A 26,065-nucleotide genomic window follows, 5' to 3' on the forward strand; every position below is an offset into this window, starting at 1 on the left:
GGTTCAACTCCCGCCAGCCCACCAAAATTCTCCATCGGTGATTACCAGAGTCATCCGATGAAGTCCTAAGAGCCCGCACGGCGCAAGCCCTGCGGGCTTTTTTGTGCCTGCAATTTGTTCCGCAAAATCTCAAGCAAACTAATTTATTCTGAACTTTTTAGGCCCATTGATAGGTCCAACATAAAGAACTATTGTTTTCGTTGGGCCTAAACGCATGGAGACACCCCATGGCAAGACGAACCAAGCCGCTAACGGATTCGGAAATCAAAGCCGCAAAACCTAAAGATACCGATTACCAGACAGGATGATGACAGGTTGACGCTGCTCATCAAATCCAGCGGTAGTAAAATCTGGCAGTTTCGCTACATTAGTCCTGTAAGCTCACGAATACGAATGTCGACTCCTACCAGTTCTGCTTTATAGTCCCGTGCTACGCATCGGATGCTTTTTAAACGGCGAAGGTTAGCAGGTACTTTATCGATCGCACGGCGTGTTCAGTTCGACTCCCCTTCACGCAAGCCACTATTTTTGACTGACCGTTACTACGAACATTTGCGCTTTCCTGAAGACATTTGTCTGGTACCTGAGATAATCAGCCAGCTATGCATTAAATACCGTTTCAGCGCTAATCTTTATCAACATCGAGAAAACGAATTAAGATCGCCTCCGGTTTGAAGGACTTTCACCAGTGCAGCGACAAGACCTCGAAAAGAAAATATAAAAATGTCTCTTCACTCAATCTGCTATTAATAACCTAAGGCTGTAACTCAAAAGTAATTGATATTAGCGTGTCTGGGTTAATCTCGGTAGGGGGAGTACTATATAGCGATCCTGCCTGACCATAGAGCGTGACAATCCCACCTTTGAGACCTGATAACAAGACTTTGCCTATAAGAGGATCAATATCTTTGTTGTTCACAAACGTTGAATTCATAGTATTCAATATAGGCGTACCATCAAGTTTTTTCTCCAGTATATTCATAGACAAAGACTCGTTAGCTTTGTACTGGACCTTCCCTTTCTTCTCAACAACGAAATAAACACCATTAGGTAAGATTTCATATTTCTTACCTTTAATTTTGGCCATGATTCTTTTTTCGATATCAACATATCTTGATGACATTTGACCGTTAAGAGTATTAACGATACTCTCTATTTCATCTTCTTTAATTTTAAGTTTTTTATTGTAAGCATCGTTAAACCCTGAAACCAACGCTGAGGGTGTCAGCTTCACATCATTGTCGGCCATTTTATTCACATCTGATAGCGCCTGGGTGAGGTAGAAAACGCCCAGTGCATAGGCATTTTTATTACTTTTATCAGCAAAATTTATAACCTTTTCTTTTATAGATAAGCTATCAAGCGTTGACTGTAATTTTTGATTTTTTTCGTTTAAAGCAAGTATCGAAGCATCATATTTTTTCTGCGCCGTATCTGCAGCAGTAATCTGTGCCGACAGCAAGTGGGTGGTGTTATCCCGCGTTTTCTGCGCAGCCTCGGTGGCGGCAGTCAGCTCGGCGTTCTTTTTCGTCAGCGCCTCAAGGGCGACTTTCTGCTGACTTTCACCCTGGGTATTCTGCGTTTTCAGCGCGGCAATCTGCGCCGACAGCGTGCGGGTAGTCTCATCCAGCTTTTTCTGCGCCGCCTCGGCGGCGGCAGTTAGCTCGGCGTTCTTTTTCGTCAGCGCCTCAAGGGCGACTTTCTGCTGACTTTCACCCTGGGTATTCTGCGTTTTCAGCGCGGCAATCTGTGCCGACAGCGTGCGGGTAGTCTCATCCAGCTTTTTCTGCGCGGCCTCGGCGGCGGCGGTCAACTCGGCGTTCTTTTTCGTCAACGCGCTGATGGTATTTTTCTGTCCATTTTCACTTTGCGCATTCTGTGCTCTTAGAGCACTCTGCGTTTTTAGCGCAGCAATCTGCACCGACAGCGTGCGGGTAGTGTCATCCAGCTTTTTCTGCGCGGCCTCGACGGCAGCGGTCAGCTCGGCATTCTTTTTCGTTAAGGCGTCAAGACTGGTTTTCTGGGCGCTGTCTTGTGGAGTAATCTGTGCTTTCAGCGCCGCGATCTGTGCCGATAGCTCACGTGTCGTTTCATCCCTTTTTTTCTCAGCCGCTTTCGCCGCAGCGCTCAGTTCCGCATTCTGTTTCTTAAGGGCATTTATCGTAGCTTCAGTTTTATTATTCTGATTTATTTTCTTTCTGGCTGTTTCCTGCTTCAGAGGCACTTTTTTACTGCGATTATCTTTCTCTTGATTAACCGAATTTGATTCTTCTGAGGCCGACGGATTTTTTATTTCGAGTTTCGATATACTATCAAGGAAATCTCCCCCCTCAGAATGAGCAGGGAGGGCAACAAAAAGGGTAAAGAGAGCCAATACAATCGCCAGAGTGCTAAGATCGTATATATTCAGTTTCCCCTTGCGGTATGTCATCTGGCCAGCCCATTGCTAAGTTCAGCTTTTCTTGCCCGGGCTTCAAACTCTTTAATTAATTTCTGAGAAATACTATTACACTTATCGTTTATCTTGTATTCAAAAAGCGGAGTAATTGTTGATTTTACGCTGGCCGACGTTTGGCCTGAAACAGAAGCATAAAACTTAGCATCGCTGATCAAACCATACAGCTCGCTGGAGTCCTTCTGAAACTTACTATCTAGCTTAACCAGAGCATCCGCATCCTGGATACACTGCTGTAAAGCAGGAACCTGAGCGGGCTGCTCGCTTTGACTATTATCTTTTTTTATTAGTGCACTATCCACTTTCTTAATATTAGCGCACCCCTGCAACAGGCCAACCGAAATGCAAACCACCATCAATAAGCTATTTCTTATCATTTTCATAATCCGTTAGATAAAATAATTCAAAATATATCAATCGATTCCAGCAGAAAAAATTCCAATAGACAATGCTGTTAGTCGAATTTAATACCAATTCGGATAAAACACACAATTTGATTGTTTTTTAACCACAAAAGAGATGGGAATAATCCTGGTGCAATGCGATATTTACATCCAATACCTTTCTTAAAGACAAAGACGAAATAGCGGATTGTCTTTTTTATTCCTGATATAAATCGGCTTTTTCGCAAAACAAATCAGACCAGGCTCTTTCTAAAGAGCCCCATGCATTACTCACGCCACTTCGGTCTGGCCACCGTATTCTTCTTCAGGAGATTACGGAACTCCTTCAACCAGGGTTCATTGCTGCGCCCACGTTTGCATATCGCCGAGAAAGGTGATTGAAAGCCAAACTCATTGGGCAACAGCACCCGCAGACGGTTCTCTTTAATCCATGGCCAGGCGTAGTGCTCAGGAAGATAGCCGATATATTTTCCGGACAAAATCAGCAGCAGCTGCGCATCAACGGTCTCAACGGTGGCGCTCCCCTTGCTGAATCCGCGCCGCCGCAGGTCGCTGGTGTTCCAGTAACTACGCGTCACCAGCGGACACTGGCTGATCAGATTTTTATCGAGTTGGCGACTAAAGAACATCGGATGCAGGTCGCTACAGTAAAGCCAGTGCTGCTCGCGATAGAGCGGTTCGCTGATGATGTTATGCACCCGCGAGTTATAGCTACCGATGGCGAGATCGATATGGTTATTCAGTACGCCATTAAGCTGTTCCGCCGGGGTACGGATAATCAGTTTGATATGCACATGAGGAAACTTATCGCTAAAGCTGCGCAGCACCACCGGCAGCGATAGTGCGGTTTCGGTTTCGATGGAGTCGAGGGTTGAGATACAAATCGTCCCGCTGTGCTCACCCTTCAGCAGCGCCGACTGGCGCTCCAGCTCGTTCAGTTCGCTCAGCACGCGGATCGCTTGCTGTAAAAAATGCTGCCCTTTTTCGGTCAGGGCAAAGCCACCGCGCCCGCGCTGGCACAGGCTAAAACCAAGTTGCCCCTCTAGCTGCGACATCGCATTGCTGATCGCAGAAACAGAAATCCCCAACTCCTGCTGAGCGCGGTTATAGCTCTCAAGACGGGCCACCGCCTCAAAAACCTGTAGCTGACGAATATTAAGCGTGGCGTCGTTAGGCATTGTATTTAGTTCACGAATAAATGAACTAAGTATTTGCGGCAGACGATTTAAAGTCCAGCACATCTTTCGCACTATCCCTCCTGTTGAGTTTTGTTTGTCAGATTCAGGAGCTGAAATGGATAACGTCTTTCATCAACCGCAGGGTGGCAACGAGATGCCGCGTTTCGGCGGCCGCGCAACAATGATGCGTCTGCCATTTATCGAAGATTTACAGGGACTTGATGCAGCATTTGTCGGCATACCACTGGATATCGGTACTTCCCAACGTTCCGGGACACGCTACGGACCGCGCTATATTCGTACCGAGTCGGTCATGATTCGTCCCTATAACATGGCAACCGGCGCGGCACCTTTTGAGTCGCTGTCGGTCGCGGATATCGGCGACGTACCGATTAACACCTATAGCCTGCTTAAATCAGTGCAGATCATCGAAGATTACTACACCGGTTTAAATAGTTTCCCGCTGATTCCCCTGACCCTGGGGGGCGACCACACCATTACGCTGCCAATTCTGCGCGCCCTGACCAAAAAGCATGGTCCGGTGGGGCTGATTCATGTCGATGCCCATACCGATACCAACGATGAAATGTTCGGCGAGAAAATCGCCCATGGCACCACCTTTCGACGCGCCGTCGAAGAGGGACTGCTGGACCTCAAGCGCGTAGTACAGATTGGCCAGCGCGCTCAGGGCTACGCCGCCGGTGACTTCCAATGGGGCGTCGATCAGGGCTTTCGTCTGGTCCAGGCGGAGAAGTGCTGGCACAAATCCCTGACTCCGCTGATGGCCGAAGTCCGTCAGCAAATGGGCGATGGCCCGGTCTATCTCAGTTTTGATATCGATAGTCTTGACCCGATCTGGGCGCCAGGAACCGGCACCCCGGAAGTTGGCGGTCTGACGTCAATTCAGGCGCTGGAGATTGTCCGCGGCTGCCGCGGCCTGAACCTGATTGGCTGCGACCTGGTCGAGGTCTCCCCACCTTATGACGTCAGCGGTAACACCTCGCAGCTGGCTGCCAACCTGCTGTACGAGATGCTCTGCGTTCTCCCCGGCGTAAAATACGAATAGAGGATAAACCATGCAGCTCAACGTCTTTCGCACGCTATGGGGCGTCACCTCCCCGTGGCAGCAAACGGTTAGCGAACTCAAAAGCGTCGGCTGCTGCGGCATTGAAGCGCGGGTGCCGCTCACAGTAGAAGATCAGCAGACGCTGGCCCTGCGCATCGAAGAGTCGGCGTTGCAGTATATCGCCATCGTATTTAGCGGCGGCGGCGTCATTCCGGCCCAGGCCGAAACGCCAGCCCAGCATCTGGAACGGTTAAAAGAACGCTTTACAGCTGCAAAAGCGCTCAATCCGCGCTTCGTCAACCTACTGGCCGGTAACGATCGCTGGCCGCTGGCGCAGCAGGTCGATTTTCTCGGTAAAGCTCATGAGCTGGCTGCCGATTATGAGCTGACCTGCAGTTTCGAAACCCATCGCGCCACGTCGCTATATAGCCCGTGGCTAACGCTGGAGATTATCCAGCAGCTACCGCAACTGCGCTTTACCGCCGATATCAGCCACTGGATTGTGGTGAGCGAACGCCTGCTGGATGACCCCTGCGATGACTTCAGCACGTTTATCGACCGGGTACACCATATTCAGGCCCGCGCCGGATATGACCAGGGCCCGCAGGTACCGCATCCGGCAGCGCCGGAATATCAGGCGGCCCTGCAGTTCCAACAGCGTTTCTGGCAACAAATCTGGCAGTCGCAGCGCCAGCGCGGCTACCAGCAAACCACGCTCACGCCGGAATTTGGCCCTGATGGCTACCTGCACCATCTGCCGTTTACCAACGTTCCGGTGGCCGACTTATGGTCGCTGAACGCGTGGATGGCGCAGCATGAACAGCAGCATTTTGTTGAATTCACTTCGCTCACTTAATAAGGAACGGTAGAAATGACCGCCGCAAAAAGTTCTTTCACTGAATTACCGACTATCGATATCAGCGACCTGACCTGCGACGATCTCGCTAAGCGCCAGGCGGTGGCCGACATCATTGGTCAGGCCGCCCGTGAAGTCGGTTTTTTCTACATTACCGGCCACGGCATTGCGCCAGAGCTGATCGCCGGAGTCCGCGCCGCGGCAAAACAGATTTTCGCCCTGCCGATGGAACGCAAAATGGCGTACTACATCGGTCAGTCCAAAAGTCATAAAGGCTACGTCCCCGAGGGGGAAGAGATCTACGGCTCCGGCAAGCCCGATCATAAAGAAGCATTCGATATCGGCTTTCAGGCCTCTGACGATCACCCTTTCGTTATCGCCAAAACGCCGTTGATTGGCGCCAACGAATGGCCGGATGTCCCGGAGTTTAAATCCCGAGTACTGGCCTACTATGAAGCGGTGTTCGCCCTCGGACATCGCCTGTTTGACGCCTTCGCTCTCGCCCTTGGCCTGCCGGAAGGCTATTTCCAGTCGATGGTCACCTGCCCGCCCTCGAAGCTGCGCCTGATCCACTACCCCTTTGACGCCAGCGCCGAAGATGTTCCCGGTATTGGTGCACATACCGACTACGAGTGCTTCACCCTGCTGCTCGCCGACCAGCCGGGTCTCGAAGTGCTGAATGAAGATAGCGACTGGATCGACGCTCCACCGTTGAAGAACGCGACCGGGGAAGAGGCTTTCGTGATTAATATCGGCGACATGCTGGAAGTGCTGAGCGCTGGCACATTTGTTGCAACAGCACATCGTGTGCGTAAGGTGCCGCAGGAGCGCTACTCGTTCCCGCTGTTTTTCGCCTGCGATTATCACACACTGATTCGCCCGTTACCCAGCTTCCTGGAAGCAGGAGAAGGCAGCGAATATCAGGAGCTGAGCATTGGCGAGCATATGTGGAGCCAGGCGTTACAGACCTATCGCTACCTGCGCGAGAAAGTCACCCGCGGAGAGCTTCAGCTCCCTGAACGCGCACGCGGCACCAACACCTTTGGTCATCTGAAAAAACAAGCACAGCAAAAATCCGTTAATAACCCGTGAGGATAAATGATGAAAAAAACGCTAAAAAAACTCTCGCGCCGTGTGGCTTTATGCATCGCCGTCACCGCTTGTTTTTCACCGCTAACCCAGGCCGCAGAGCTGCTGACCGATGGCGTATTCAAAGTCGGGATGGAGGTGACCTATCCACCTTTTGAGTCTTACGACAGCAATAACAATATCGTGGGTATCGACCCGGAATTTGCGGCGCTGATCGCCGAGCAACTAAAGGCTAAACCGCAGCTTATCGACACGAAGTTCACCAGCCTGATTTTAGGCATTGGTAAAAAATACGATGCGGTGATTTCCGGCATGTACGTGACTCCTGAGCGGCAGAAACAGGCGGATGCCATCCCTTACGCGTTGTCCGGCGCATCAATTATTGCGCTGAAAAACAGCGCTATTCAGCCGAAAACAGAAGATGAATTATGCGGCGTGAAGGTGGGGTTACAAGCAGGTACCGCCTGGGTTTCCAGTTTGAAAACCCACTCCGACGAGTATTGTCTGAAAAACGGCAAACCGGCGATTAGCATCCAGGAATTCCCGACGGCGCCAGAAGCCTCCCAGGCGCTGATGTCGAAAAATATCAACGCCCAGTTAGAAATCGCCCCGGCGGCGCAAATCATTGTCGACAAAAGTCGCGGTCGTCTGGCAATCAGCTCCAGCCGCCTGATATACCCATTACCGCTGGGAATTTATATCGCCAAAGGCAACACCGAACTGGCAGAGGCCATTAAATCGACGTTAGCCACCTTAAAAGCTAACGGCAAATATGACGCCATCATCAAGAAATACAATTTAGAACGCATTGATTAATACAATAAAGAAACAGGAGTCGGTATGGAGTTCGATTGGGGATACTTTTTCTCATTATTTAGCGTTGGGGCATTCTGGCAAGCGTGCGTAACCGTTGTTGTCGTCAGTTCATTGTCCTGGTTTATTGGCCTGATATTAGGTTTTCTTTTAGCCTGCGCCAAGCTCTCCGGCCCGCGCTGGCTAAAGGTTCCCGTCGAACTCTATATTTGGTTTTTCCGCAGCGTACCGCTGATGGTATTACTGGTCTTTGTCTATAACCTGCCGCAGCTATTTCCCATGACCCAACCGCTACTCGGCATTCCGTTTATTGCCGGGCTGGTGTCGATGACGGTAACCGAAGCGGCCTATATGGCGGAGATCCATCGCGGCGGCCTGCTTTCCGTCGCCAAAGGGCAAAGCGAAGCAGGGCACGCATTAAGCTTTAGCTTTATTGGTATTCAGCGCTTAATTATTATCCCGCAGGCGTTTCGCATTTCGCTGCCTACGCTGATAAACGAATATATCACCATTATTAAACTCAGCTCGATTCTGTCGGTGATTTCACTGCCGGAGCTGCTGTTGACTGGCCAGCGCCTGTACGCGCAGAACTTCCTCGTCATGGAGACGCTGCTGGCGGTCGCCGTCTATTACGTGATGGTAGTGACGGTCTTTACCTGGCTGTTCCGGGCGCTGGAAAACCTGCTCGATATTCAGCGCAAGCGCCCGCAAACGCTCAATGACGATGAATGCGAAACCCTGCGCCAGAATCTGACACCGCCGGTGCAGGCGCAAAAAACGCAGCCCACCAGCGGTAACCCACCGGCCCTGGATTTACGCGCCATCGAAAAATCCTGGGGCCAACACCACGTGCTGAAAGGCATCGACCTGAAGGTCGAAAACGGCGAGGTGATCAGCATCATCGGCCCATCCGGATCCGGTAAAACCACACTCATTCGCACCATTAACGCCCTTGAAAGCATCGATGCCGGAGAAATCATTCTTTACGGCGAGGACTATCTGAAAGGCGCGTCCATAGTTGATAAACAGCAAATGCGCGCAGGCGTGCGCCGCATCGGCATGGTGTTCCAGGGCTTCAACCTGTTTCCCCATCGTACGGTGCTGGATAACGTGATGCTCGCCCCGCTCTACCACAAATTGCTCGACCGCCCCGTCGCCCGGGAACAGGCGCTGTGGTTGCTGGACCGCGTCGGTCTGCTGGCTCACGCCGAAAAATACCCGTACCAGCTCTCTGGCGGCCAGCAGCAGCGCGTCGCCATTGCCCGCGCTCTGGCGCTTAAACCGGACATCATGCTGTTTGATGAACCCACATCTGCGCTGGATCCTGAACTGGTTGGCGAAGTGCTGAAAGTCATTCAGTCCCTCGCCCGTGAAGGGATGACGATGATTATCGTGACCCACGAGATGGACTTTGCCTTATCAATTTCTGACCGGGTAGTGATGATGGAAAACGGCGTGGTGCAGAGCGATATGCCGCCGCAGCGCATTCGCCACGATGTCGCCGATCCGTCCCTGACCCGCATTCGTGAATTTATGGGAGTGCAATAAATGGCAACTGAACTGGAGCTACGCCAGCAGCTGGCCGCCGCCTATCGTCTGGCGGCGCTATTCGACTGGGAAGACACGCTGTATACCCACTTCTCCGTACGCCTGCCCGGTGACGGCGAGCCGCGTTTTTTGATTAACCCCTTCGGGATGATGTTCGATGAAGTGACCGCCAGCAACTTAATCGTGGTCGACATGCAGGGCAAAGTTGTTGAGGGCAGCGCCCCGGCAAACTCGGCAGGATTTACCATTCACAGCGCGGTGCATATGGCCCGCGAAGACGCTCACTGCGTGATCCACACCCACACCCTGCCGGGAATGGCGGTCGCCGCCTGTGAAGATGGGCTACTGCAGCTTAACCAGATCAGTACCGAGTTTTATCGGCGCGTCGGCTACCACCCTTATGAAGGCGTAGCGTTCGATCTCGATGAACGTGTACGGATCCAGCAGTCGCTCGGCGATAACATCGCCATGATCCTGCAAAGCCACGGCCTGCTGTCGGTCGGTCGGACCGTCGCCGATGCGTTTTACATCATGTACTACCTCAACCGCGCCTGCGAGATCCAGATGGCTACTGCACAGTTGGCGCCGCTCAGCCCCATTCATACAATCCCTGAGCATTTAAGCCAGCACGCCTGTGAGCAGCTAATGGGGGTTGAACATGAACGCCAGCTGGTGTGGCAAGCCTGGTTACGTCGCCTCGATCGTCTTGATACTTCTTATAAAAGATAATGCTGATGACTCAATTAACCATCGTCGTGGATTGTAACGACCCCCTGTATGCACAGGAAATTTGTAGCGCATTCGCGCTATTCCCGGAAGTAAAAGCGGTTCTGCCAGAGGACCCCGCAGCCCGCGAGGCGCAATATGCGAGCTGCTGGTTTCCTGACCCGCAGCTGCTGGCCCGCTCGCCTGAGCTGAAACTGATCCAGGCCGCCTCAGCCGGAGTCGACCATTTACCCGCCAGCGTTTTTGCCAGCGACGTTCCGCTCTGCCGGGTGGTTGACGAAGATTTTCGCCACGGCATGTTTGAATACGCCTTGTGGGGCGTGCTGTGGTTCCAGCGCAGTTTTGATCGGGCGCTGGCCCACCAGCGTGAAAGAACGTGGAAGATTTATCCGCAGCGAGCGGCGGCCGATTATCACGTTGGGGTCATGGGCCTCGGCGAAATTGGCGGCTATATCGCCGCACAGCTTGCCGGATTGGGATATAAGGTTTCCGGCTGGGCGCGCAGTGAAAAATCCCTTGCTGGCGTGCGTTGTTATCACGGAGATGCTCAGGCTGGCGAATTTCTTGGCCAACTGGATGCGCTGATCAACGTCCTGCCGTTAACGGAGCAGACGCGAGGCATCCTTGCCCACCCTTTACTGGAGCAACTACCTGACGGTGCAGCGCTGATTAACTGCGGACGCGGCGAGCATATGGTGAATCAGGACGTACTTGAAGCACTGGAGAACGGCAAGTTGTCCGGCGCGGTGCTCGACGTGTTCCCCGTCGAACCGCTGCCGCAGGAAGACCCACTGTGGCAGCATCCGCAAGTGGTTATCACCCCGCATATGGCCTCCATCGCGCAAACGGTGGTGGTTGCCCGTCAACTGCTGGACAACATCCAACGGCTGCACCAGGCGCTGCCGCTGAAAAATCTTGTTAACAAACAGAGCGGTTATTAATCCCGAAAACGTCAATAGCCTCATATCCGCTGCTACGCTTAATGGTCTGTCCGACAAAAAATAAGGCTATCAGCATGAATATTGATTTATCGGGGAAAGTCGCACTGGTCACCGCCTCCACTGGCGGTATTGGTTACGCCATCGCCAAAGGTTTGGCGGCTAGCGGCGCGGAAGTGATGATTAATGGTCGCAGCGAGCGTAGCGTGAGCTCGGCCATCGCCCGTTTACAGAATGAGGTTCCCGGCGCGAAACTGCGCCTGGCAATTGCCGACTTAAGCAGCGCTGAAGGCGTCAATCAGCTGGTGCAGGCTGTTAACGGAGTCGACATTCTGGTCAATAACGCCGGTATTTACGGCCCGCAGGATTTCTATGAAACCGATGATGCAACCTGGGAGAACTACTGGCAAACCAACGTGATGTCAGGAGTGCGTCTTTCTCGCGCCCTGCTACCGGCGATGGTACAGAACGGCTGGGGTCGGGTTGTGTTTATCTCTTCGGAATCGGCGCGTAACATTCCGGCGGATATGATTCATTACGGCGTGACGAAAACCGCTCAGCTGTCGCTGGCCCGCGGGCTGGCGAAGTTTGTCGCCGGTAGCGGCGTCACCGTCAACAGCGTGCTGCCGGGGCCGACTATCTCTGATGGCTTTGCTGAGATGATGAAAGATGAAGTCGCGAAAACCGGGAAATCGCTGGAACAGCTGGCAAAAGAGTTCGTGATGGCGAACCGCCCAAGCTCGGTGATTCAACGTGCGGCCACGGTGGAAGAAGTCGCCAATATGGTGGTTTACGTCTGCTCGACTCAGGCTTCAGCAACGTCAGGCGCGGCGCTGCGCGTGGATGGCGGCGTGGTGGATGACATCGTCTGATAAGACGTGCCCGCCCGCAGGTTAGCGGTCGGGCGTTTTAGATGGCTCTTTAACGCTGGTCATTTCGTACTTGCCTTCCGGATCCATGGCGTTCACCGCTTTTTGCAGCTCCGCCAGAGCAAACTTAAGCGAAGCGACCTCTTCACGTAGCGCCTGCACTTCTTGCTCCTGAGTCACCGCACGGTTGGTTTTCGGAAAAGCTTCGAAGACATCTTCTTCGAGGAACATACGAACCTGACGATTATCAACATTCACCAACTGATATTTCAGCCGGCCACTGTTGATTGCGTTATAGATAGTTTTACGACTGACCATCGCTAACTCTATGACGTCGCTGATTCGTAACATCTTGTCCCTCGTCGGTTGCGGCTTCACCGTATTGAGCTCATCATTTTATCTTACTGCGTGACGACGGCATCGGTGAACACTTTTGCAATCTCCTCTGGCGTCATTTTCACGATATCGTTAACTCGATCATGATCGGCCAATAATGCGAACAAGGATTGAATAATTGCCACTTTTTCGCAAGTTTTATCAATCGCCATCATCACGACTATCTGTGGGACAACGCTCTCTTCAGGCTCGTCGGTACGCTGAAATTCAACCCCCGCCAGGTTAATGCCGATTGCAAAACCGGTCTGATTAACATGCTCAAACTCGGTATGCGGAATGGCGACGCTATGGGTCTCCATAAATATCCCGGTTGGATAGACTTTTTCCCGTTCAAGCACTCCGTCGGCAAAACTCGGTTTAACCAGCCCGTCGGCCTGCAGGCTATCTGCCAGGCGGGTCAGTAAAGCCGTCCGACTGACGGACCCGGTAAACTTCACCACCCGCTGTGCGCTAAACATCATTTCCCGCCCTCCACGCTCGCTTCGGCCATCTGTTCATTTTCCTGCGCCAGTTTACGGCGATTCCACAGCACCAGCGCGATGGTGCACAGCGTCAGGATACCCACGCCAATCTCTTTCAGATGGAAACTCTGGATAATCGCCCACGGCAGCATCGCCCCGGCATAATCCACGCTGCTAATACTGGTGGTCCCCTGCGGCAGCGAGAAGCCGGTGCTCACCGCGGTGCTGGTGACAATCGGCGCCAGGTTGGTACCAATCAACAACGCCAGACTTAAGGTTAACAGCCCGGTCAGCAGCGTGCGGAACATATCACCACGACAAACCGCCGTCACCAACACGAAGGCGAACGGTAGGCCGGTCAAAGAAGCGAACGGCAGGAACTGGTTGCCCGGAATAATCGCCGCCAGTACCAGCATCACCGGGATCATCAGCATCGACACGGACAACGTCACCGGGTGCCCAACGCTCACGGCTGAATCCAGGCCGATAGCGATTTTGCCGAATGAACCGGCACGCGACTGAGCTATCTCCTGAATACGTTCGCTAATCGGATAAACCCCTTCCATCAGCATTTTCGCCATCCGCGGAATAATGGTCATCACCGCCGCCATGGTTATTGCGGTTTGCAGAATAGCTTTCACTTCGATACCCGCGATAATACCCAACAGCGCGCCGATAATTGCCCCCAGAGAGGCCGGATCGCCGAGAATAGATAACCGTTTCTGGATAACTTCGGTATCAATTTTGATATCGCGAATAACCGGGATGCGGTCAACAATGGCATTCACCAACCACGCGGCCGGGACAAATGATGCGGAAAAACCGTGCGGTACCGAAATAGAAGGCAAGTTCAGGTATTTCTCGACATCACCACTGGTACGGTCAGCAATCACCATCGTAATAATACAGTTGATACCAGCGGCAAATATTCCCAGCCACAGGCTATCGGTAATAATCGTCACCAGGGAACCGGTAAAGGCATGATGCCACAGGTTCCAGATATCCACGTTCAGCACCCGCGTGGTTTTGGTATACAGCATCAACACGTTAATCGCGACGCACACTGGAATCACCAGCGCGCCGACCCGGGTCCCCATCGCTACCGCTGCAGCAGCAGGCCAGCCCACGTCCAGCACGTTGAGATTCAGACCAAAACGCTCCACCAGAGCATGGCTCACCGGGGTCAGGGAATCGATCATCAGATTAACGGTAATGCTTAAGCCGATAAAACCAATACCAACCATTAAACCGGCTTTTAATGCTTTGCTCAGCGACAGGCGTAATATCAAACCGAGGAGCATAAATATTAGCGGCATCATGACCGATGCCCCTAAACCTACAATGTAATCAACAATAAACATGGCTTAACCCTCGGCGAGAATTAATTCTTTCACGCTGCTGAAAACTTTATCAGTACCCATACCGGTTAATAGCGGCAGAGCGTTAACAACGGGAATAGAAAGCGCAACCGGCGAAGTAGAAACAATAAAATCTACGTCGTCGCGGGTTTTGGCTTCAGCCACGGTTCCCTGGGAAATACGGACTTTATCGAGAATATTTTCTTTTTTCAGGAAGTCCTGGAGCTTATTTAACGCAACGGTACTGGTCGCCACACCGGCGCCGCAGCAAATCATCATGTGTTTCATGAGCAATCCTCTCTGTTTTGGTGAGAGGAATTAAAGCATGCAGGAAAAATATGAATTGTGATCAATGTGTAATTTTACACACTAAGTACACAATGAATTGTAGAGTCAAAAGTAAGGTATTGATAAGTAGTGATTTTAAATCATACTCAAATGTGTAATCACGCTAAAAATGTGATGAACATCTCATTACAGTGTCCGTTCATCTGTATATTTTATATTTTTTACACACTACTGCACCGTGTCATCGGTGATGCCGTATACCGCATATTTTTTCAGCAAGGCGCTGTACTCACCATTTTCACGCAGGGTTTTCAGTGCGGAGGTCAACTGTTGCGCCAGCGCCTGGTTGCCCTTCTTGATGTAAATACCCAGCGTTTGCGGATATATCGTCTGCGGGGAACTGACCTTCAGTCGGCCTTTGCTGCGCTGGGTAAACAGGCTGACTACGCCAGCAATATCCACCTGAGCCTGAATATTGCCGGAAAGCAGTGCCTGCAGCGTCTCCGGCGCGGTCGGGAACTCTTTAATCTCAATCTCCCCTTTACCTTGCGCCTGGCAATAGCTCGTCGAAAGCTCATGCAGCTTTTTCACCCACGATGTACCCTGCTGCAGCCCAATGGTTAAGCCACAAAGTTCGTTTTCCGTTTGCGGCGCAACTTTGCTATCGCTGCGCACCATGATATAGGCCCCGGTTTTAGCATAAGGGATCGCATCCGCCTGCTGGGTACGCTCCGGCGTAATATAGAGCGCAGAGATCACCGCATCCTGGCGTCCCCCGCTCAGGCCGAGGATCAAGCTGCTAAATTTGGTATCTACCAGTTGTAGCGTCAGGCCCGCTTTTTGGCTTAATAACGCCGCCAGTTCAGCATCAAAACCGACGATTTTGTCATCCTGCCAGGATTCAAAAGGCGGGTAGGCGACTTCCATCGCTATTTTCAGTTTTCCCGGCGACAGAGTCGCATCCGCCGCATTGGCCGCCGTAACAAGGCCTGATGCCAGAACCAACACGGTAGCGAGATAGCGCAATGAGAGATTTCTTTTCATCATAATTCTCCGCTGTTATTGAGAAATACGCCGATGATGGGCGTCGGCAAGCTGGCACAGGAGTTCAAACATCATGGTCGCGCCGGTCAGGCTGGTCAGATTGCCCTGGTCAAAGGGCGGCGAGACTTCCACCACGTCGGCACCAATCAGATTCAATCCAGCAAGCTGACGAACGCAGCGCTGGGCCTGCAGCGTGGTCATACCGCCAATTTCCGGCGTTCCGGTACCAGGCGCATAGACCGGATCCAACACATCGATATCGAAGCTGATATAGGTAGGCTGCTCGCCAACAATCTCACGCGCCCTCCGCATCACCTTGTCGATACCCAGCTCGTCCACCTGCTCCATACGGATGATGGTGATACCGTTCTCCTCCGCCCAGCGGTGCTCATCGGCGGAAAACAGTGCTCCGCGGATGCCGATTTGCACCGTGCGTTGCGGGTCGAGAACGCCTTCTTCTACCGCACGACGAAACGGAGTACCGTGGGTAAAGCGCTCGCCGCCGAAATAGCTGTCGTTAGTATCCGAGTGGGCATCAAAATGGATCATCCCCAACGCCTTATTCCGCCCAAGTGCGCGTAAAATCGGCAGCGTAGTGAGATGGTCGCCGCCAGCCGTTAGAGGCATCACCTGCTGCTCATCAAGGGCGCGATACCATGCTTCAATGCGCGCCAGGCTGTCCTGCATATCTATCGGATTGATACGCACATCCCCCAGATCGCCCACGCGGGCGTAATCGTAGGGAGAACGGCGGGTGGTCTGGTGGACTCGACGCACCAGGCTTGAAGCATTGCGTAGCTCGCGTGGCCCGTGGCGAGTCCCCGCACGGTTGGTGGTTCCGCCGTCCCACGGCACGCCTACCACGCCGATATCCAGGTCGGCGGCCTGTGGCGCAAAAGGGAGACGGAAAAAGGTCGGTAATCCACTAAAACGTGGAATTTCGCCATCCTGCGGCTGCGGGTATTCATGTTCAATTAAGGATGTCATTGCTGTGTCTCCAGGGCTTTTCGGGGCGATGAAGACATACTGCTGAACGCGGATGAGAGAAAAAATAGTCAAAAGCAAAAAATTAGTTTAGAAAAATAAAAACAAAACCCGGGGCTTACAGCGGAGCATCCCCTTTATGTCAGTTGGAAAATTTCCGAATCTGCGGCTGCTACACGTTTTTATTACCGTGGCGAAATATCAGGGCTTTGCCAATGCGCAGCAGGAACTTAACCTGACGGTTTCGGCTATCAGCAACTATATGAGTGAACTGGAAGAGAAGCTCGGCATCACCCTATGTCGTCGCGGTAGAGGCGGTTTTTCTCTGACCGAAAAAGGGGAAACCGTCCTCCAGCAAAGCATCGACCTGCTGAATTCGATGGAGGATTTTGAGCGCAATACGGCGACGCTGCGCGGCGAGCAGACCGGGATTTTTAATCTTGGCGTAATTGACTCGACGATTACCGACCCGATGCTGCCGATGAGCGAAATCATCGCCACGTTTAGCGAGCGCTTCCCGCTGGTGCATATTAATTTACAGGTCAGAAGCCCGAACGCGCTTTTGCAGGGCGTACTGAATAATGAACTGGATCTCGCCGTGGGCACCTTCTCTTTACAGGCCAATAGCGTGGTGTCTCACCCACTTTATCGCGAACAAAACTGGCTCTATTGCGGTGACAAACACTCTCTGTTTACCGTTAAGCACCCGACGGAAGCGCTTATTTCCGAGATGCGAATGGTCACCCGCAGCTACTGGAGCAGCAGCGATTTAGGGCGCAAAGGCTTTAAGCAGAGCGTCGCGAGTGCAGAAAGTATGGAAGCGCAACTGATGCTGATTCTGTCTGGCAAATACGTCGGCTATCTGCCGGAACACTACGCTTTGCCCTGGGTGCAATCGCAAAAGCTGCGCGCCCTGCTGCCAACAGAATATGGCTATCAGGCTCCCTTCTCGCTGATTTTCCGCCGGGGTCGCAGCAAAGAAACCTTAATTCGCTCAATGCGAGACGCCGTGCGTGCTGGCGTTAAATCACGCAAAAATTAGGCCCGTTTCGTTGCTCGTCCGCCGACCAGCAACGCAAGCAGCGCGATGACAATCGGCACCAGCGATCCCCACAGCACGGCGTTCCAGCCAAAGAGGTTCATCAGCGCACCGGAGGAGAAAGAGCCAATCATCATGACGCCGAAAACAATAAAATCATTCAGCGACTGCACCTGGGTTTTCTCTTCCGGACGATGGAAATCCATAATCTGCGCCGACGCGCCGGTAAAGCCAAAGTTCCAGCCAATACCCAACAGGATCAGCGACAGCCAGTAGTGCATTACGTCGATACCCGCCAGGCCGACCATCACCGACAGCACCAGCAGAATTAACCCAGCCGCGTTAATACACCGGGCTCCGAATCGATTGATTAATTTACCGGTGAAAAATCCGGGCCCGTACATGGCAATAACGTGCCACTGAATCCCGAGGTTTGACGCCTGCTGCGAGATACCGTGCATATGCATAGAAAGCGGCGCGGCGGTCATCAGGAAGTTCATCACCATATAGGAGATTGCGCCGCTGAACACCGTGCGGGCAAATCCCGGCTGGCGCACAATTTCGCCCAGCGGACGGCCGCCGGATGTTGCCTGCGCCACCGGCTCGGCGGTTTTTACCCCCAGCAATACCAGCGCCGATACCGCAGCCACCAGCCCCTGCGCGATAAAGGTCATCGCGAAGGTGTGCGGCGGCCATAGATTCATGGTGCCGGTGACCAACATCGGCCCGATGACCCCAGCGGCCACCCCGCCGCCCATGACCAGGGAGAGCGCCCGCGCGCGGCGCTCGCCGCTGACGCCATCGGTGGCGGCAAAGCGGAACGACACCGCCACTGCGGCGTAGGCTCCGCCGAAAAAGGCCGCGATACAGAATAGCCAGAATGAGCCAATAACCACCGCCAGCGCCGCCAGTAGCCCGGTCAAAACACCGGCCCCGGTGCCTGTCATAAAGACGGTTTTGCGCCCACGCCTTCTGGCCAGCGCACCAAACGGTAAAATACAGGCCGCCATGCCCAGCACAAAAATGGTGATTGGCAGCGTCGCCAGCGTGGGATTCGGCGCAATCGCGTTCCCCACGATCGCCCCGGTGGCGTAAAACACCACCGAGTTCGCTCCCGCCAGCGCCTGCGCCGTGGCCAGACGGACGATATTCCGGTTTTGCTGCGCGACCGGCAGCGTTGTCTCAGCGCTCATTGATTTTCGTTACCCTGAATTCGTTTTTATTTATGCCAACAGTCTTGATGACATAATGAACGTAATCAGGCATTACGACCAGCCATCACGCCGCCGTCAATATCCCATACCGCACCGGTCACCCAACCGGTACTATCGCTGAGCAGGAACGCCACGGTTTGCGCGATATCCTCAGGCGTGCCAACGCGGCCAATCGGGTGAAAGCTGTCAAAGCTATTCATCACCGTCTTCACCTCCTCTTTCGCAATAAAGCCTTCATAAATCGGCGTATATACCACCGCCGGGGATACCGCATTGACGCGAATACCGCTGCTACCTAGCTCAATCGCCAGATTTTGGGTTAGCGCATGCAGTCCGGCCTTCGCCATTGAGTAGGCCGATGACGGCGTCGCGCCGATAGCCTGCTGCGCCCACATTGAGCCAATATTCACAATCGCGCCTTTGATACCGGCGGCCAGCATGTTGCGCACCACTTCGCGGGTGATAAAAAAGGTCGCCCGATTGAGATTCATATACAAATAATAATCGGCCATTTCATGTTCAATAAACGGTTTCGGGAAGAAGACGCCTGCGGCGTTAACCAGCAGGCTGATATCCCGATGCTCGGCGTTGATAGTCGTCATGACCTGCTGCATACCCGCTTCGGTCATCAGGTCGGCAACGATAATATCCACCTTGCCGTAGGCCGCCAGCGTCTGCCGCGCCTGCTCCGCTTTCTCCTGGCGATTGCCCACCAGCACCACGCTGCCGCCGTTCTCAATCACCCGTTTGGCCGTCGCCAGCCCCATGCCGCTGGTCCCACCGACCACTAACAGCTTTTTCCCAGTAAATACGGTGTTCATCATTAACCTCTTCACGCTTGATTTGTGTGGCCCAAGCATGCCTGTCTTGAGTCACGCTGACGAATGAGAAGAAATAGCACTGCAACAAAGAAAATCTATCTTGATGAGATATACTGAAGTACAAAATGACCGAGGAATATCCACCATGCGCTCGCTTAACCGACTGAAATGGCTGCATGCTTTTGAAGCCGCCGCCCGCCACGGCAGCTTTACCGGCGCGGCCCGGGAACTGGGCGTGACGCCCGCCGCCGTCGGGCAGTTAGTCAGGGCGCTGGAAGATTGGGTCGGCCACCCGCTGCTGCACCGCACCCGGGCAGGCAAGGAACGTCTGACCCTGGTGAGTGAGGCGCAGGAAGCGCTGCAGGATATTACCCTCGGGCTGGATAAGCTCGAGAGCGGACTGAACAAGCTTCGCGGTCGCCGGGCACGCTCCGTGGTGGTGATAACCGCCTCGCAGGTGTTGATGATGAACTGGCTGATGGAGCGCTTAAACTGCTTCTCTGAGGCTTATGAAAATATCGACCTGCGCCTCAACGTCACGGAAAAGCTGATGGATGTTTCCCACGGCGAAGCGGATTTGGGGGTTCGCTGCGGACGCGGCGACTGGTCCGGCGTCGATAAAACCTGGCTGATGGATGAAGAGGCGGTGCTGGTATGCAGCCCGCTAATTGTTCCGCCGGGGAAAATCACCTGCGGCGACTGGCTGGCGGAGCAAAAGCTGATTCATGATGATACGCCGCATCCCGGCGCCAGCTTCCCTTCGTGGGAGGATGTGCTGACGGCAGCTCAGGCCCCGGCCCCTCGCGATAGCGGTCTACATATTAATTCAACCTCGGCAGTCATTCTCGCCGCCCTTAGCGGGCGCGGCGTCGCTATTGTGCGCCATGCGCTGGTTAGGCAACTGCTCGCCACTGGCCAACTGGTTCAACTACATCCTGATAACCGCTGGCCGCTAACGTGGTCTTATTATATCGTCACGCCGCAGCACGCGGTGATGCGCCCGGAAGTGAAGGTATTTTATGAATGGCTGCTCGCCGACGTACGGGCAGAAAATCAGAACCGCTGATTTCTGCCTCGGACACCACATAGAAAACCTTTAGTGAATCAGGATTTCACCTGATCATGAATCCGCCATTTCTGTTTGAGCACATTTTTGTCCTGGCTCTCCAGCCACTGGTTAACCTTCTCCAGCAGCTGCGGGTTGTCTTTGTTCATCATATAGACTTTGAAACTGGCGGTTCCGGCGAACGGCGTCTCGTTGGCTACGCAAAAAACGCCCGGCTCATTGCTTTGGTAATAGACCCCTTCGATCAGGTCGGTCACCATCATATCCGCCGTTTTCTGCCGCAGCGCTTCAAGGTTATCGATATTGTTTTTCACCCGAATAATCTGCGCATGCTTGATATGTTCATCAACAAAGCTCTGGTTGGTGCCGCCCGGATTCACAACCACCTTCACATTCGGCTGGTCAATTTTCTCCAGGCTGCCAAGCGCGGGGGCCGCCGCGCAGTTAGCCAGCGCAATTTTACCATTCGGTACCACCGGCAGGCTTAGGGCAAAATCTTTTGCCCGCGCCGGGGTTTGTGTCACCCCACCCATAGCGATATCAAACTTATCGGCCTTCAGGTCAGCGGAGAGCGTCGGCCAGCTGGTCTGCACAAAGCTCACCTTCAGGCCCAGCCGCTTGCCAAGATCTTTCGCCATATCAACGTCGTAGCCCAGCAGCTCCCCGGCTTTATTATGAAACGCCAGCGGCGCGTAGTCTCCCGGCACACCTACTTTCAGCTCGCCGCTTTGTTGAATGCTGTTCATATCGCGCGCCTCAGCGCCAAAGGCGACGGCAGCAATGACGAAAGCAATACCTGACTTCAACTTCATCTTTTTATCCTTGTCCAAATGTGAACCGCTTCTGATTAAACCGCGCTACGCGGCGGATTTTGCTTATTAGCCATAACAGCTTTAATCATGGATGCCGTCAATACCGGCGGCGAGAAAGTCAGCATCGTCCCTTCAGCAACGCGCTCGTTAAACAATTCACAAAAGCGCTCAACCTGATTCACCGGAAACGTAGCAATATCCTGGGCGGAGAAACGCCACCATCGTAGCGCCAGCAGTTGTTCAATAATCGCGTCGTTAAAGCGCATACGGATCGGTTTTGCCGGGTTGCCGCCGACGATGGTGTACGGCGCGACGTCTTTGACCACCAACGCGTTGGCGGCAATAACGGCCCCATCGCCAATAGTAATGCCCTGCGCCAGGGTAACATTCTGACCAATCCACACATCGTTACCGATGGTTATTGGCCGGGGCGTTTTCTCAAAGGGATAAAATTGATTAGGTTTACCGCTGTCGGCTGCAAGAGTCGACATGACGCCGGAGAGATGGGCATAAAACACCGGGCTGGCGCTGGCCCACTCCAGAGGGTGTCGGTCGCCAAGCACCTGCAAGCGATCGGCAATCGAGGTATAACGCCCTACCTGAATCAGCGCCGGAAGCAGGGTTCGCGTATAGCTAAAAGCGCCCATGGAGGCCAGCCGTTCACCGCAGCGCCCCCAATAGGTGGTATAAGGTTCGGTGACTAGATTTTCCGGTATATCAATTAGCAGGTCGTCACGGTAAAAGGCATGGGCGCAGGTAAGCTTCTGCCCGCCGACAAAAACGCGATGCGCCTGCAATAAAGGTTTTAGCTCACCAAAAGCGATTTTCATCTTTGATTTTCCCGCACAAAAGTATTCCAGGTCAGCCGCTTAATCTCTCGATCATTGATAGCGTACCGATCTGCTCACCGTGCAAAAAATCGTAATGACATCTCTTTTTTGTGAGCTACAGCGCGAAAGCGGCGGCTCTTTGATCGCAGGAACCGTTAGTTATATTCCAGTGCGAAAGTCACCATGCTGTTTGCCGTTCCGGCGGCTACCGCGTCATCGATCTGCACATACTGGGCGCTGAAGTTGATATTTTCCGCAGCGCCCGCGCTGCTGGCGGTGATTCGTTTGAGCACCGGTAAGTTGCTGGCTTCGTTAATTTTTACGCTGGTCCCGGCGGCGGGTGCCGGGGCGCTATTATTGCCGTAGGTGAGCTTGATGCCCACGCCGCTGGCGGAGGCGTTCTGTTTGCTGAGCGCCAGGGTATCCGTCACTCCGGCCTGCGCTGTCACGCCAAAAAAGCCAATGCGAATATCGGTTGGCGTCGAGCAAAAAACCGGGATGGAGAAGCTCTTTGCGCTACCGCCGGTAGTGCTTTTACCTTTGAACTCCGCCTTATTCACCGTGCCGAGGCTAACGTGAATGTTCGAGGTCGAGACCTGACAGCTGCCGCTGCTGCCGATATCGACGTTCAGCGCGGCCATATCAAGCGTGACCGGTGAGCTGGCAACAAACCCAGCGCTGCTGTCGGCCTGCTGCTGAATGGTCAGTTCGCCGATCTGCGGCTGTGCCGGAACGTTAGCGTGGTTACCGCTAACCAGCGCGACCTGCCCGGTCTTGTAAAACGTCACAAATACTTTCACCACCGTCTGCTGCTGTTTCAGCAGGTTAGCAATCTCATTGCTGTCACAAACCGTCACTGACTCCGCGCTTCCAGCGGTATGGCTGCCATCGATAAAACGAATCGCCCCACCATTGCACTGAAAGCCCAGCGAATATCCCATGCCGTCCAGCGCCGAGGGAAACACGTGCTGACCATTAATCGACAGCGGTGATGAGGCGGTTTTTAGCTGCCGATAAACCAGACGCTTAGCCACGGCTTTCGGCACCTGAAGATCACAGGAAAAATGAATGCCGCCGCCGTTATCCGCCATCATACTGGTCATCTGCGTGTTGAGCGGTAGAGTGGGTAGATACTTGATATTCTGGACGTTAATGGTCATCTGACCGATATCCCCTTTGCAGGTTTCCGCCCATCCACTGTGGCTATAAATCCCCGCCATCAGCAGCAATAAAAACGATACTATGCGCAAAATAACCTCGTTACAGACAGACGCCAGAGACGGTTTTTAGCGGACTCTGTTCATGCTGTGCGTTATCGGTAAGATGGAAATGCAGCGCGCATTTCCGCGAAATGTTGTCGGCGTTCCACTCCACATCCAGGGTTCCCTCTTGCGGAACGCCGCTCAGATAAACTTGCCCCATGTCCGCAACCATGCCGCCCGGAGCCGCCCCTTCGTCATCTTCAGTCTTACGTAAGTGAACGCTGGCACCAAACGGCAGCGGGCCGTGGCTATCGCTGAGCGTAAACAACACGCGGCTGCCGATATGCGTCTGATAATTAGCCTGCACCACCGCCCCGCCGCCGGGGATCACCGTCTGCCCTTCAAGATCGACATCGGCATCGTCGGCCAGCGATTCGGTATCGAGGGTAATGGTGTTTTTGCGATATGCCGTCAGCGAGGGCACCACCGCATAGCCCCGCCAGTCGGTATGCACGTTGCTGCCGTTCTGAATCGCCACATCGGCAGCCCCCGGCGCACGCACGATGGCAAAGCTCTCACCTACGGTCTGCCCCAGCGTCACGCCATGCTGATGGGCGACGATAGAACCCGATGCGCCCCAGGTAAGCTGGCTGCTTGCGCTGTCATGGCGATAGCCGAGCTGCGCACTGCCGTAACCACCGTGGTAATCCAGCGATGCGCTGCTGTTGCTGCCCTGACCGCCGTTAACATAGCCCTGCTGTAGGGAATAATAGAGATTCGGATTGTGCGGAACCGAACCATATAACGAGGCCTGCTGCGAAGTTCGTCCGTTATTGTCGGAAGTGGTGCTGTAGCTCACCGCGCTCCCGGAGAACGGGCCGCCAAGCGGAATACTCAGGTTAAACGACCACGAGCGATCGGCTTTATCGCGATCCGAGGACTGAGTGTAGTAATAGCCGACGCCCCACGAGACGCCCCGCCAGGCGCTGTAAAATCCGAGATGGAGCGTTTCATCGCGGTTTTGGCGGTGCCAGTACTCTTGTGAATAAGCGGAAATCGCCAGGCTGCTCATGCCGCCGAACGCCTGAGAAATGGACACCTCTTCGCGGCTACGCTTGTTATCCAGCAGCCCGTTGCGGCTTTCAAGGGTATTCGCTTCGCTAAAGTCATAGTAGCCGCTGGAAGAGTAGCGGTAGCTGGCAAGACTAAATGAAGTACCGGTTCCGGCGAAATCCTTCTGATACTGTACGCGAACGGAGTGGCCCGCCGAGTGCTTTCCAGAAGGCGTCGTCGTGCTGGCCCAGGTCGCGTCTCCCCCGAGCGAACCCAGTTCGCCAAAACCGCGCCCGACGCCGAGCGCCCATGACTGATAATCCTGCGCCAGCTGGCTGCCGCCGTAGAGGGGGAACTCCGAAGGCAGGCCATAAAACAGCGTACTCTGCACAAACGTCGGCGATCGGGTCTCGCTCTGCCCGGAATGGTAGCGTCCGGCGCTCAGGCTGAATTTAACTCGCCCTTCGCGCAGCATAAAAGGTACTGCCGAAAAGGGCTGCGTAAAGGTGCGAACCGAGCCATCGCTCTCTTTGACCTGCACTTCGAGGTCGCCGCTTTGCGCCGTCGGGTAGAGGTCGTTAATCGCAAACGCCCCCGGCGAGACAAAGGTTTCATAGATAACGTAACCATGCTGGGAGATGGTCACTTTGGCGTTGCTGTGCGCCATACCACGGATCGTCGGCGCAAAACCGCGCTGGCTGTCCGGCAGCATTTCATCATCGGACATCAGTTGCACGCCGCGAAACTGCACGCTGTCAAAGACTTCACCGGAGGTAAAGGTGTCCCCCATGCGCAGCAGGCTTTTCAGTGATTTCACATCGCGCTGCAGCCAGGTGCTTTGTGAATTCCAGCGCCGGGTCTGCTGGTCATATTGCATCGACGAGACGTTACGCAGACGCCAGGCCCCGAGGTTAATTCCGCTGCGCAAATTCAGATAGCTCGAACGCTGATTATCCTGAGCCTGCTGGCTCTGCGACCCGGTCAGGCTGTAGTTGACGAACGCTGCCGGGATGCCGTCATCCCAGCGCGCCGGATCGACATAGCCGCGGCTCTGGACGTTCATCGCGGCCTGCGGAATGCTCAGGTTCAGGCGCTGGGTAGCGAAATCAAAACGGCTGCTGGCATCAGGGATATAGTGCTCAATGCGGGTAAACCTTTCACCGTCATGCAGCGTATTAAAGGCCGGGAAAGCGCTAACGTTAACGCCATATTCCGCCAGCTGTGCCGGAGTTAATTGCGGTTGCAGCGCGCCGTTGCTGTCGACAAAAGTCACTTCACTTTGGGCTATCTCCTGGTTATTCACCCAAATGCTAACCGGATACGTCCCCGGTTGTTGGCCGCCTGATTTAGCAAAGTAGTGTAAATCAGCGGTCTTTTGCTGCGGATTGGCGAACTCCAGCGCAGCCGGGTCAAAGTAGTCGTCTGCCCTTACCGGACTACTTTGGCAAAGAAGAAATAGCGCCGTCGGCACCGTCGCTAATAATAAAAATCCCCCGGTTGGCGCGACGATCGCTGAATAACCGGGTGTGATACCAGGAGTGTTATTTTTCACAAT

25 protein-coding genes and 1 pseudogene are annotated in these 26,065 nt (G+C 53.8%); 11 read left to right on the forward strand and 15 right to left on the reverse strand.

Annotated elements, in window-relative coordinates; all coding sequences use genetic code 11:
• Nucleotides 1–227: 227 nt before the first annotated feature.
• Nucleotides 228–381 (forward strand): annotated as a pseudogene (locus tag HV127_RS00005) (integrase arm-type DNA-binding domain-containing protein); the annotation flags it as partial.
• 373 nt (nt 382–754) lie between these two features.
• Here HV127_RS00005 and HV127_RS00010 read toward each other — a convergent pair.
• From HV127_RS00010 to HV127_RS00020, 3 genes are all read right to left on the reverse strand, one after another.
• Nucleotides 755–2,431 carry a cell envelope biogenesis protein TolA gene (locus HV127_RS00010; protein WP_182234269.1) on the reverse strand — a complete coding sequence of 559 codons (1,677 nt, stop codon included), beginning with the start codon at nt 2,429–2,431 and terminating at the stop codon, nt 755–757.
• Nucleotides 2,428–2,832 carry a hypothetical protein gene (locus HV127_RS00015; protein WP_182234271.1) on the reverse strand — a complete coding sequence of 135 codons (405 nt, stop codon included), beginning with the start codon at nt 2,830–2,832 and terminating at the stop codon, nt 2,428–2,430. The genes HV127_RS00010 and HV127_RS00015 overlap by 4 nt, the downstream gene beginning before the upstream one ends.
• 293 nt (nt 2,833–3,125) lie before the next feature.
• On the reverse strand, nt 3,126–4,037 hold the full coding sequence (locus tag HV127_RS00020; protein ID WP_182240497.1) for a LysR family transcriptional regulator: 912 nt from the start codon (nt 4,035–4,037) through the stop codon (nt 3,126–3,128).
• A gap of 115 nt (nt 4,038–4,152) precedes the next feature.
• Here HV127_RS00020 and speB (HV127_RS00025) point away from each other — a divergent pair, with 115 nt between their 5' ends.
• From speB (HV127_RS00025) to HV127_RS00060, 8 genes are all read left to right on the forward strand, one after another.
• On the forward strand, nt 4,153–5,103 hold the full coding sequence (gene speB, locus HV127_RS00025) for an agmatinase (protein WP_182234273.1): 951 nt from the start codon (nt 4,153–4,155) through the stop codon (nt 5,101–5,103).
• A 10-nt stretch (nt 5,104–5,113) separates the two neighbouring features.
• Complete coding sequence (locus HV127_RS00030) at nt 5,114–5,959, forward strand: TIM barrel protein (protein WP_182234275.1); 846 nt, start codon at nt 5,114–5,116, stop codon at nt 5,957–5,959.
• 15 nt (nt 5,960–5,974) lie between these two features.
• Nucleotides 5,975–7,051 (forward strand): isopenicillin N synthase family oxygenase, encoded by a 1,077-nt coding sequence (locus tag HV127_RS00035; RefSeq protein ID WP_182234277.1) that lies wholly within the window; start codon nt 5,975–5,977, stop codon nt 7,049–7,051.
• 9 nt (nt 7,052–7,060) lie between these two features.
• Nucleotides 7,061–7,864: an ABC transporter substrate-binding protein gene (locus tag HV127_RS00040; RefSeq protein WP_182240499.1), complete on the forward strand. Its 804-nt coding sequence runs from the start codon at nt 7,061–7,063 to the stop codon at nt 7,862–7,864.
• A 24-nt stretch (nt 7,865–7,888) separates the two neighbouring features.
• The gene (locus HV127_RS00045) at nt 7,889–9,409 is read left to right on the forward strand and encodes an amino acid ABC transporter permease/ATP-binding protein (RefSeq protein ID WP_182234279.1); all 1,521 of its coding nucleotides are present in this window, start codon (nt 7,889–7,891) and stop codon (nt 9,407–9,409) included.
• Entirely contained in the window at nt 9,410–10,138 is a 729-nt protein-coding gene (locus HV127_RS00050) for a class II aldolase/adducin family protein (RefSeq protein ID WP_182234281.1), read from the forward strand.
• Between the two features lie 5 nt (nt 10,139–10,143).
• Entirely contained in the window at nt 10,144–11,076 is a 933-nt protein-coding gene (locus HV127_RS00055; protein WP_182234283.1) for a glyoxylate/hydroxypyruvate reductase A, read from the forward strand.
• A 74-nt stretch (nt 11,077–11,150) separates the two neighbouring features.
• Nucleotides 11,151–11,945: an SDR family oxidoreductase gene (locus HV127_RS00060; protein ID WP_182234286.1), complete on the forward strand. Its 795-nt coding sequence runs from the start codon at nt 11,151–11,153 to the stop codon at nt 11,943–11,945.
• Nucleotides 11,946–11,966: 21 nt separating this feature from the next.
• Here the strand turns inward: HV127_RS00060 and HV127_RS00065 are convergent, their stop codons facing one another.
• The 6 genes from HV127_RS00065 to speB (HV127_RS00090) all read right to left on the reverse strand — a co-directional run bounded on the left by HV127_RS00065 (nt 11,967) and on the right by speB (HV127_RS00090) (nt 16,476).
• A complete protein-coding gene (locus HV127_RS00065) occupies nt 11,967–12,293 on the reverse strand; it encodes a hypothetical protein (RefSeq protein WP_004853397.1) in 327 nt (108 codons plus the stop codon).
• Between the two features lie 50 nt (nt 12,294–12,343).
• Nucleotides 12,344–12,799, reverse strand: a complete 456-nt coding sequence (locus tag HV127_RS00070) for a PTS sugar transporter subunit IIA (RefSeq protein ID WP_182234288.1) — start codon at nt 12,797–12,799, stop codon at nt 12,344–12,346.
• The gene (locus HV127_RS00075; RefSeq protein WP_181485235.1) at nt 12,796–14,160 is read right to left on the reverse strand and encodes a PTS transporter subunit IIC; all 1,365 of its coding nucleotides are present in this window, start codon (nt 14,158–14,160) and stop codon (nt 12,796–12,798) included. Before HV127_RS00075 ends, HV127_RS00070 begins: the two co-directional genes overlap by 4 nt.
• A 3-nt stretch (nt 14,161–14,163) precedes the next feature.
• Nucleotides 14,164–14,445 carry a PTS sugar transporter subunit IIB gene (locus HV127_RS00080; protein WP_009652557.1) on the reverse strand — a complete coding sequence of 94 codons (282 nt, stop codon included), beginning with the start codon at nt 14,443–14,445 and terminating at the stop codon, nt 14,164–14,166.
• A gap of 228 nt (nt 14,446–14,673) precedes the next feature.
• Nucleotides 14,674–15,489 carry an ABC transporter substrate-binding protein gene (locus tag HV127_RS00085; protein ID WP_182240501.1) on the reverse strand — a complete coding sequence of 272 codons (816 nt, stop codon included), beginning with the start codon at nt 15,487–15,489 and terminating at the stop codon, nt 14,674–14,676.
• Between the two features lie 15 nt (nt 15,490–15,504).
• Nucleotides 15,505–16,476, reverse strand: coding sequence for an agmatinase (gene speB / locus HV127_RS00090; protein WP_182234290.1), 972 nt, complete (start codon nt 16,474–16,476; stop codon nt 15,505–15,507).
• 136 nt (nt 16,477–16,612) lie between these two features.
• Here speB (HV127_RS00090) and HV127_RS00095 point away from each other — a divergent pair, with 136 nt between their 5' ends.
• A complete protein-coding gene (locus HV127_RS00095; protein WP_009652525.1) occupies nt 16,613–17,515 on the forward strand; it encodes a LysR family transcriptional regulator in 903 nt (300 codons plus the stop codon).
• Here HV127_RS00095 and HV127_RS00100 read toward each other — a convergent pair.
• Both HV127_RS00100 and HV127_RS00105 read right to left on the reverse strand, forming a co-directional pair.
• Nucleotides 17,512–18,705 (reverse strand): MFS transporter, encoded by a 1,194-nt coding sequence (locus tag HV127_RS00100; RefSeq protein WP_182234292.1) that lies wholly within the window; start codon nt 18,703–18,705, stop codon nt 17,512–17,514. The genes HV127_RS00095 and HV127_RS00100 overlap by 4 nt on opposite strands.
• 65 nt (nt 18,706–18,770) lie before the next feature.
• Nucleotides 18,771–19,547, reverse strand: a complete 777-nt coding sequence (locus tag HV127_RS00105; RefSeq protein ID WP_182240503.1) for an SDR family oxidoreductase — start codon at nt 19,545–19,547, stop codon at nt 18,771–18,773.
• Nucleotides 19,548–19,692: 145 nt separating this feature from the next.
• Here HV127_RS00105 and HV127_RS00110 point away from each other — a divergent pair, with 145 nt between their 5' ends.
• Entirely contained in the window at nt 19,693–20,613 is a 921-nt protein-coding gene (locus HV127_RS00110; protein ID WP_182234294.1) for a LysR substrate-binding domain-containing protein, read from the forward strand.
• 38 nt (nt 20,614–20,651) lie between these two features.
• On the opposite strand, the gene HV127_RS00115 is transcribed toward HV127_RS00110, so the two are convergent.
• The 4 genes from HV127_RS00115 to HV127_RS00130 all read right to left on the reverse strand — a co-directional run bounded on the left by HV127_RS00115 (nt 20,652) and on the right by HV127_RS00130 (nt 26,062).
• Entirely contained in the window at nt 20,652–21,425 is a 774-nt protein-coding gene (locus tag HV127_RS00115; protein ID WP_182234296.1) for a transporter substrate-binding domain-containing protein, read from the reverse strand.
• A gap of 35 nt (nt 21,426–21,460) precedes the next feature.
• Nucleotides 21,461–22,255 (reverse strand): CatB-related O-acetyltransferase, encoded by a 795-nt coding sequence (locus HV127_RS00120; protein ID WP_182234298.1) that lies wholly within the window; start codon nt 22,253–22,255, stop codon nt 21,461–21,463.
• A gap of 155 nt (nt 22,256–22,410) precedes the next feature.
• Entirely contained in the window at nt 22,411–23,475 is a 1,065-nt protein-coding gene (locus HV127_RS00125) for a fimbrial protein (protein WP_228727516.1), read from the reverse strand.
• A gap of 40 nt (nt 23,476–23,515) precedes the next feature.
• The gene (locus HV127_RS00130; protein WP_182234302.1) at nt 23,516–26,062 is read right to left on the reverse strand and encodes a fimbria/pilus outer membrane usher protein; all 2,547 of its coding nucleotides are present in this window, start codon (nt 26,060–26,062) and stop codon (nt 23,516–23,518) included.
• Nucleotides 26,063–26,065 lie beyond the last annotated feature (3 nt).

Source organism: Klebsiella sp. RHBSTW-00215 (assembly GCF_014103785.1).
GTDB lineage: Bacteria > Pseudomonadota > Gammaproteobacteria > Enterobacterales > Enterobacteriaceae > Klebsiella.

Coding starts and splice junctions, on each gene's coding strand:
- HV127_RS00070 (WP_182234288.1), bottom strand. CDS start 12,799: ATGATGTTTAGCGCACAGCGGGTGGTGAAGTTTACCGGGTCCGTCAGT.
- HV127_RS00040 (WP_182240499.1), top strand. CDS start 7,061: ATGAAAAAAACGCTAAAAAAACTCTCGCGCCGTGTGGCTTTATGCATC.
- HV127_RS00035 (WP_182234277.1), top strand. CDS start 5,975: ATGACCGCCGCAAAAAGTTCTTTCACTGAATTACCGACTATCGATATC.
- HV127_RS00050 (WP_182234281.1), top strand. CDS start 9,410: ATGGCAACTGAACTGGAGCTACGCCAGCAGCTGGCCGCCGCCTATCGT.
- speB (WP_182234273.1), top strand. CDS start 4,153: ATGGATAACGTCTTTCATCAACCGCAGGGTGGCAACGAGATGCCGCGT.
- HV127_RS00060 (WP_182234286.1), top strand. CDS start 11,151: ATGAATATTGATTTATCGGGGAAAGTCGCACTGGTCACCGCCTCCACT.
- HV127_RS00110 (WP_182234294.1), top strand. CDS start 19,693: ATGCGCTCGCTTAACCGACTGAAATGGCTGCATGCTTTTGAAGCCGCC.
- HV127_RS00055 (WP_182234283.1), top strand. CDS start 10,144: ATGACTCAATTAACCATCGTCGTGGATTGTAACGACCCCCTGTATGCA.
- HV127_RS00095 (WP_009652525.1), top strand. CDS start 16,613: ATGTCAGTTGGAAAATTTCCGAATCTGCGGCTGCTACACGTTTTTATT.
- HV127_RS00080 (WP_009652557.1), bottom strand. CDS start 14,445: ATGAAACACATGATGATTTGCTGCGGCGCCGGTGTGGCGACCAGTACC.
- speB (WP_182234290.1), bottom strand. CDS start 16,476: ATGACATCCTTAATTGAACATGAATACCCGCAGCCGCAGGATGGCGAA.
- HV127_RS00015 (WP_182234271.1), bottom strand. CDS start 2,832: ATGATAAGAAATAGCTTATTGATGGTGGTTTGCATTTCGGTTGGCCTG.
- HV127_RS00020 (WP_182240497.1), bottom strand. CDS start 4,037: ATGCCTAACGACGCCACGCTTAATATTCGTCAGCTACAGGTTTTTGAG.
- HV127_RS00065 (WP_004853397.1), bottom strand. CDS start 12,293: ATGTTACGAATCAGCGACGTCATAGAGTTAGCGATGGTCAGTCGTAAA.
- HV127_RS00075 (WP_181485235.1), bottom strand. CDS start 14,160: ATGTTTATTGTTGATTACATTGTAGGTTTAGGGGCATCGGTCATGATG.
- HV127_RS00115 (WP_182234296.1), bottom strand. CDS start 21,425: ATGAAGTTGAAGTCAGGTATTGCTTTCGTCATTGCTGCCGTCGCCTTT.
- HV127_RS00045 (WP_182234279.1), top strand. CDS start 7,889: ATGGAGTTCGATTGGGGATACTTTTTCTCATTATTTAGCGTTGGGGCA.
- HV127_RS00010 (WP_182234269.1), bottom strand. CDS start 2,431: ATGACATACCGCAAGGGGAAACTGAATATATACGATCTTAGCACTCTG.
- HV127_RS00085 (WP_182240501.1), bottom strand. CDS start 15,489: ATGAAAAGAAATCTCTCATTGCGCTATCTCGCTACCGTGTTGGTTCTG.
- HV127_RS00125 (WP_228727516.1), bottom strand. CDS start 23,475: ATGGCGGGGATTTATAGCCACAGTGGATGGGCGGAAACCTGCAAAGGG.
- HV127_RS00120 (WP_182234298.1), bottom strand. CDS start 22,255: ATGAAAATCGCTTTTGGTGAGCTAAAACCTTTATTGCAGGCGCATCGC.
- HV127_RS00105 (WP_182240503.1), bottom strand. CDS start 19,547: ATGAACACCGTATTTACTGGGAAAAAGCTGTTAGTGGTCGGTGGGACC.
- HV127_RS00030 (WP_182234275.1), top strand. CDS start 5,114: ATGCAGCTCAACGTCTTTCGCACGCTATGGGGCGTCACCTCCCCGTGG.
- HV127_RS00100 (WP_182234292.1), bottom strand. CDS start 18,705: ATGAGCGCTGAGACAACGCTGCCGGTCGCGCAGCAAAACCGGAATATC.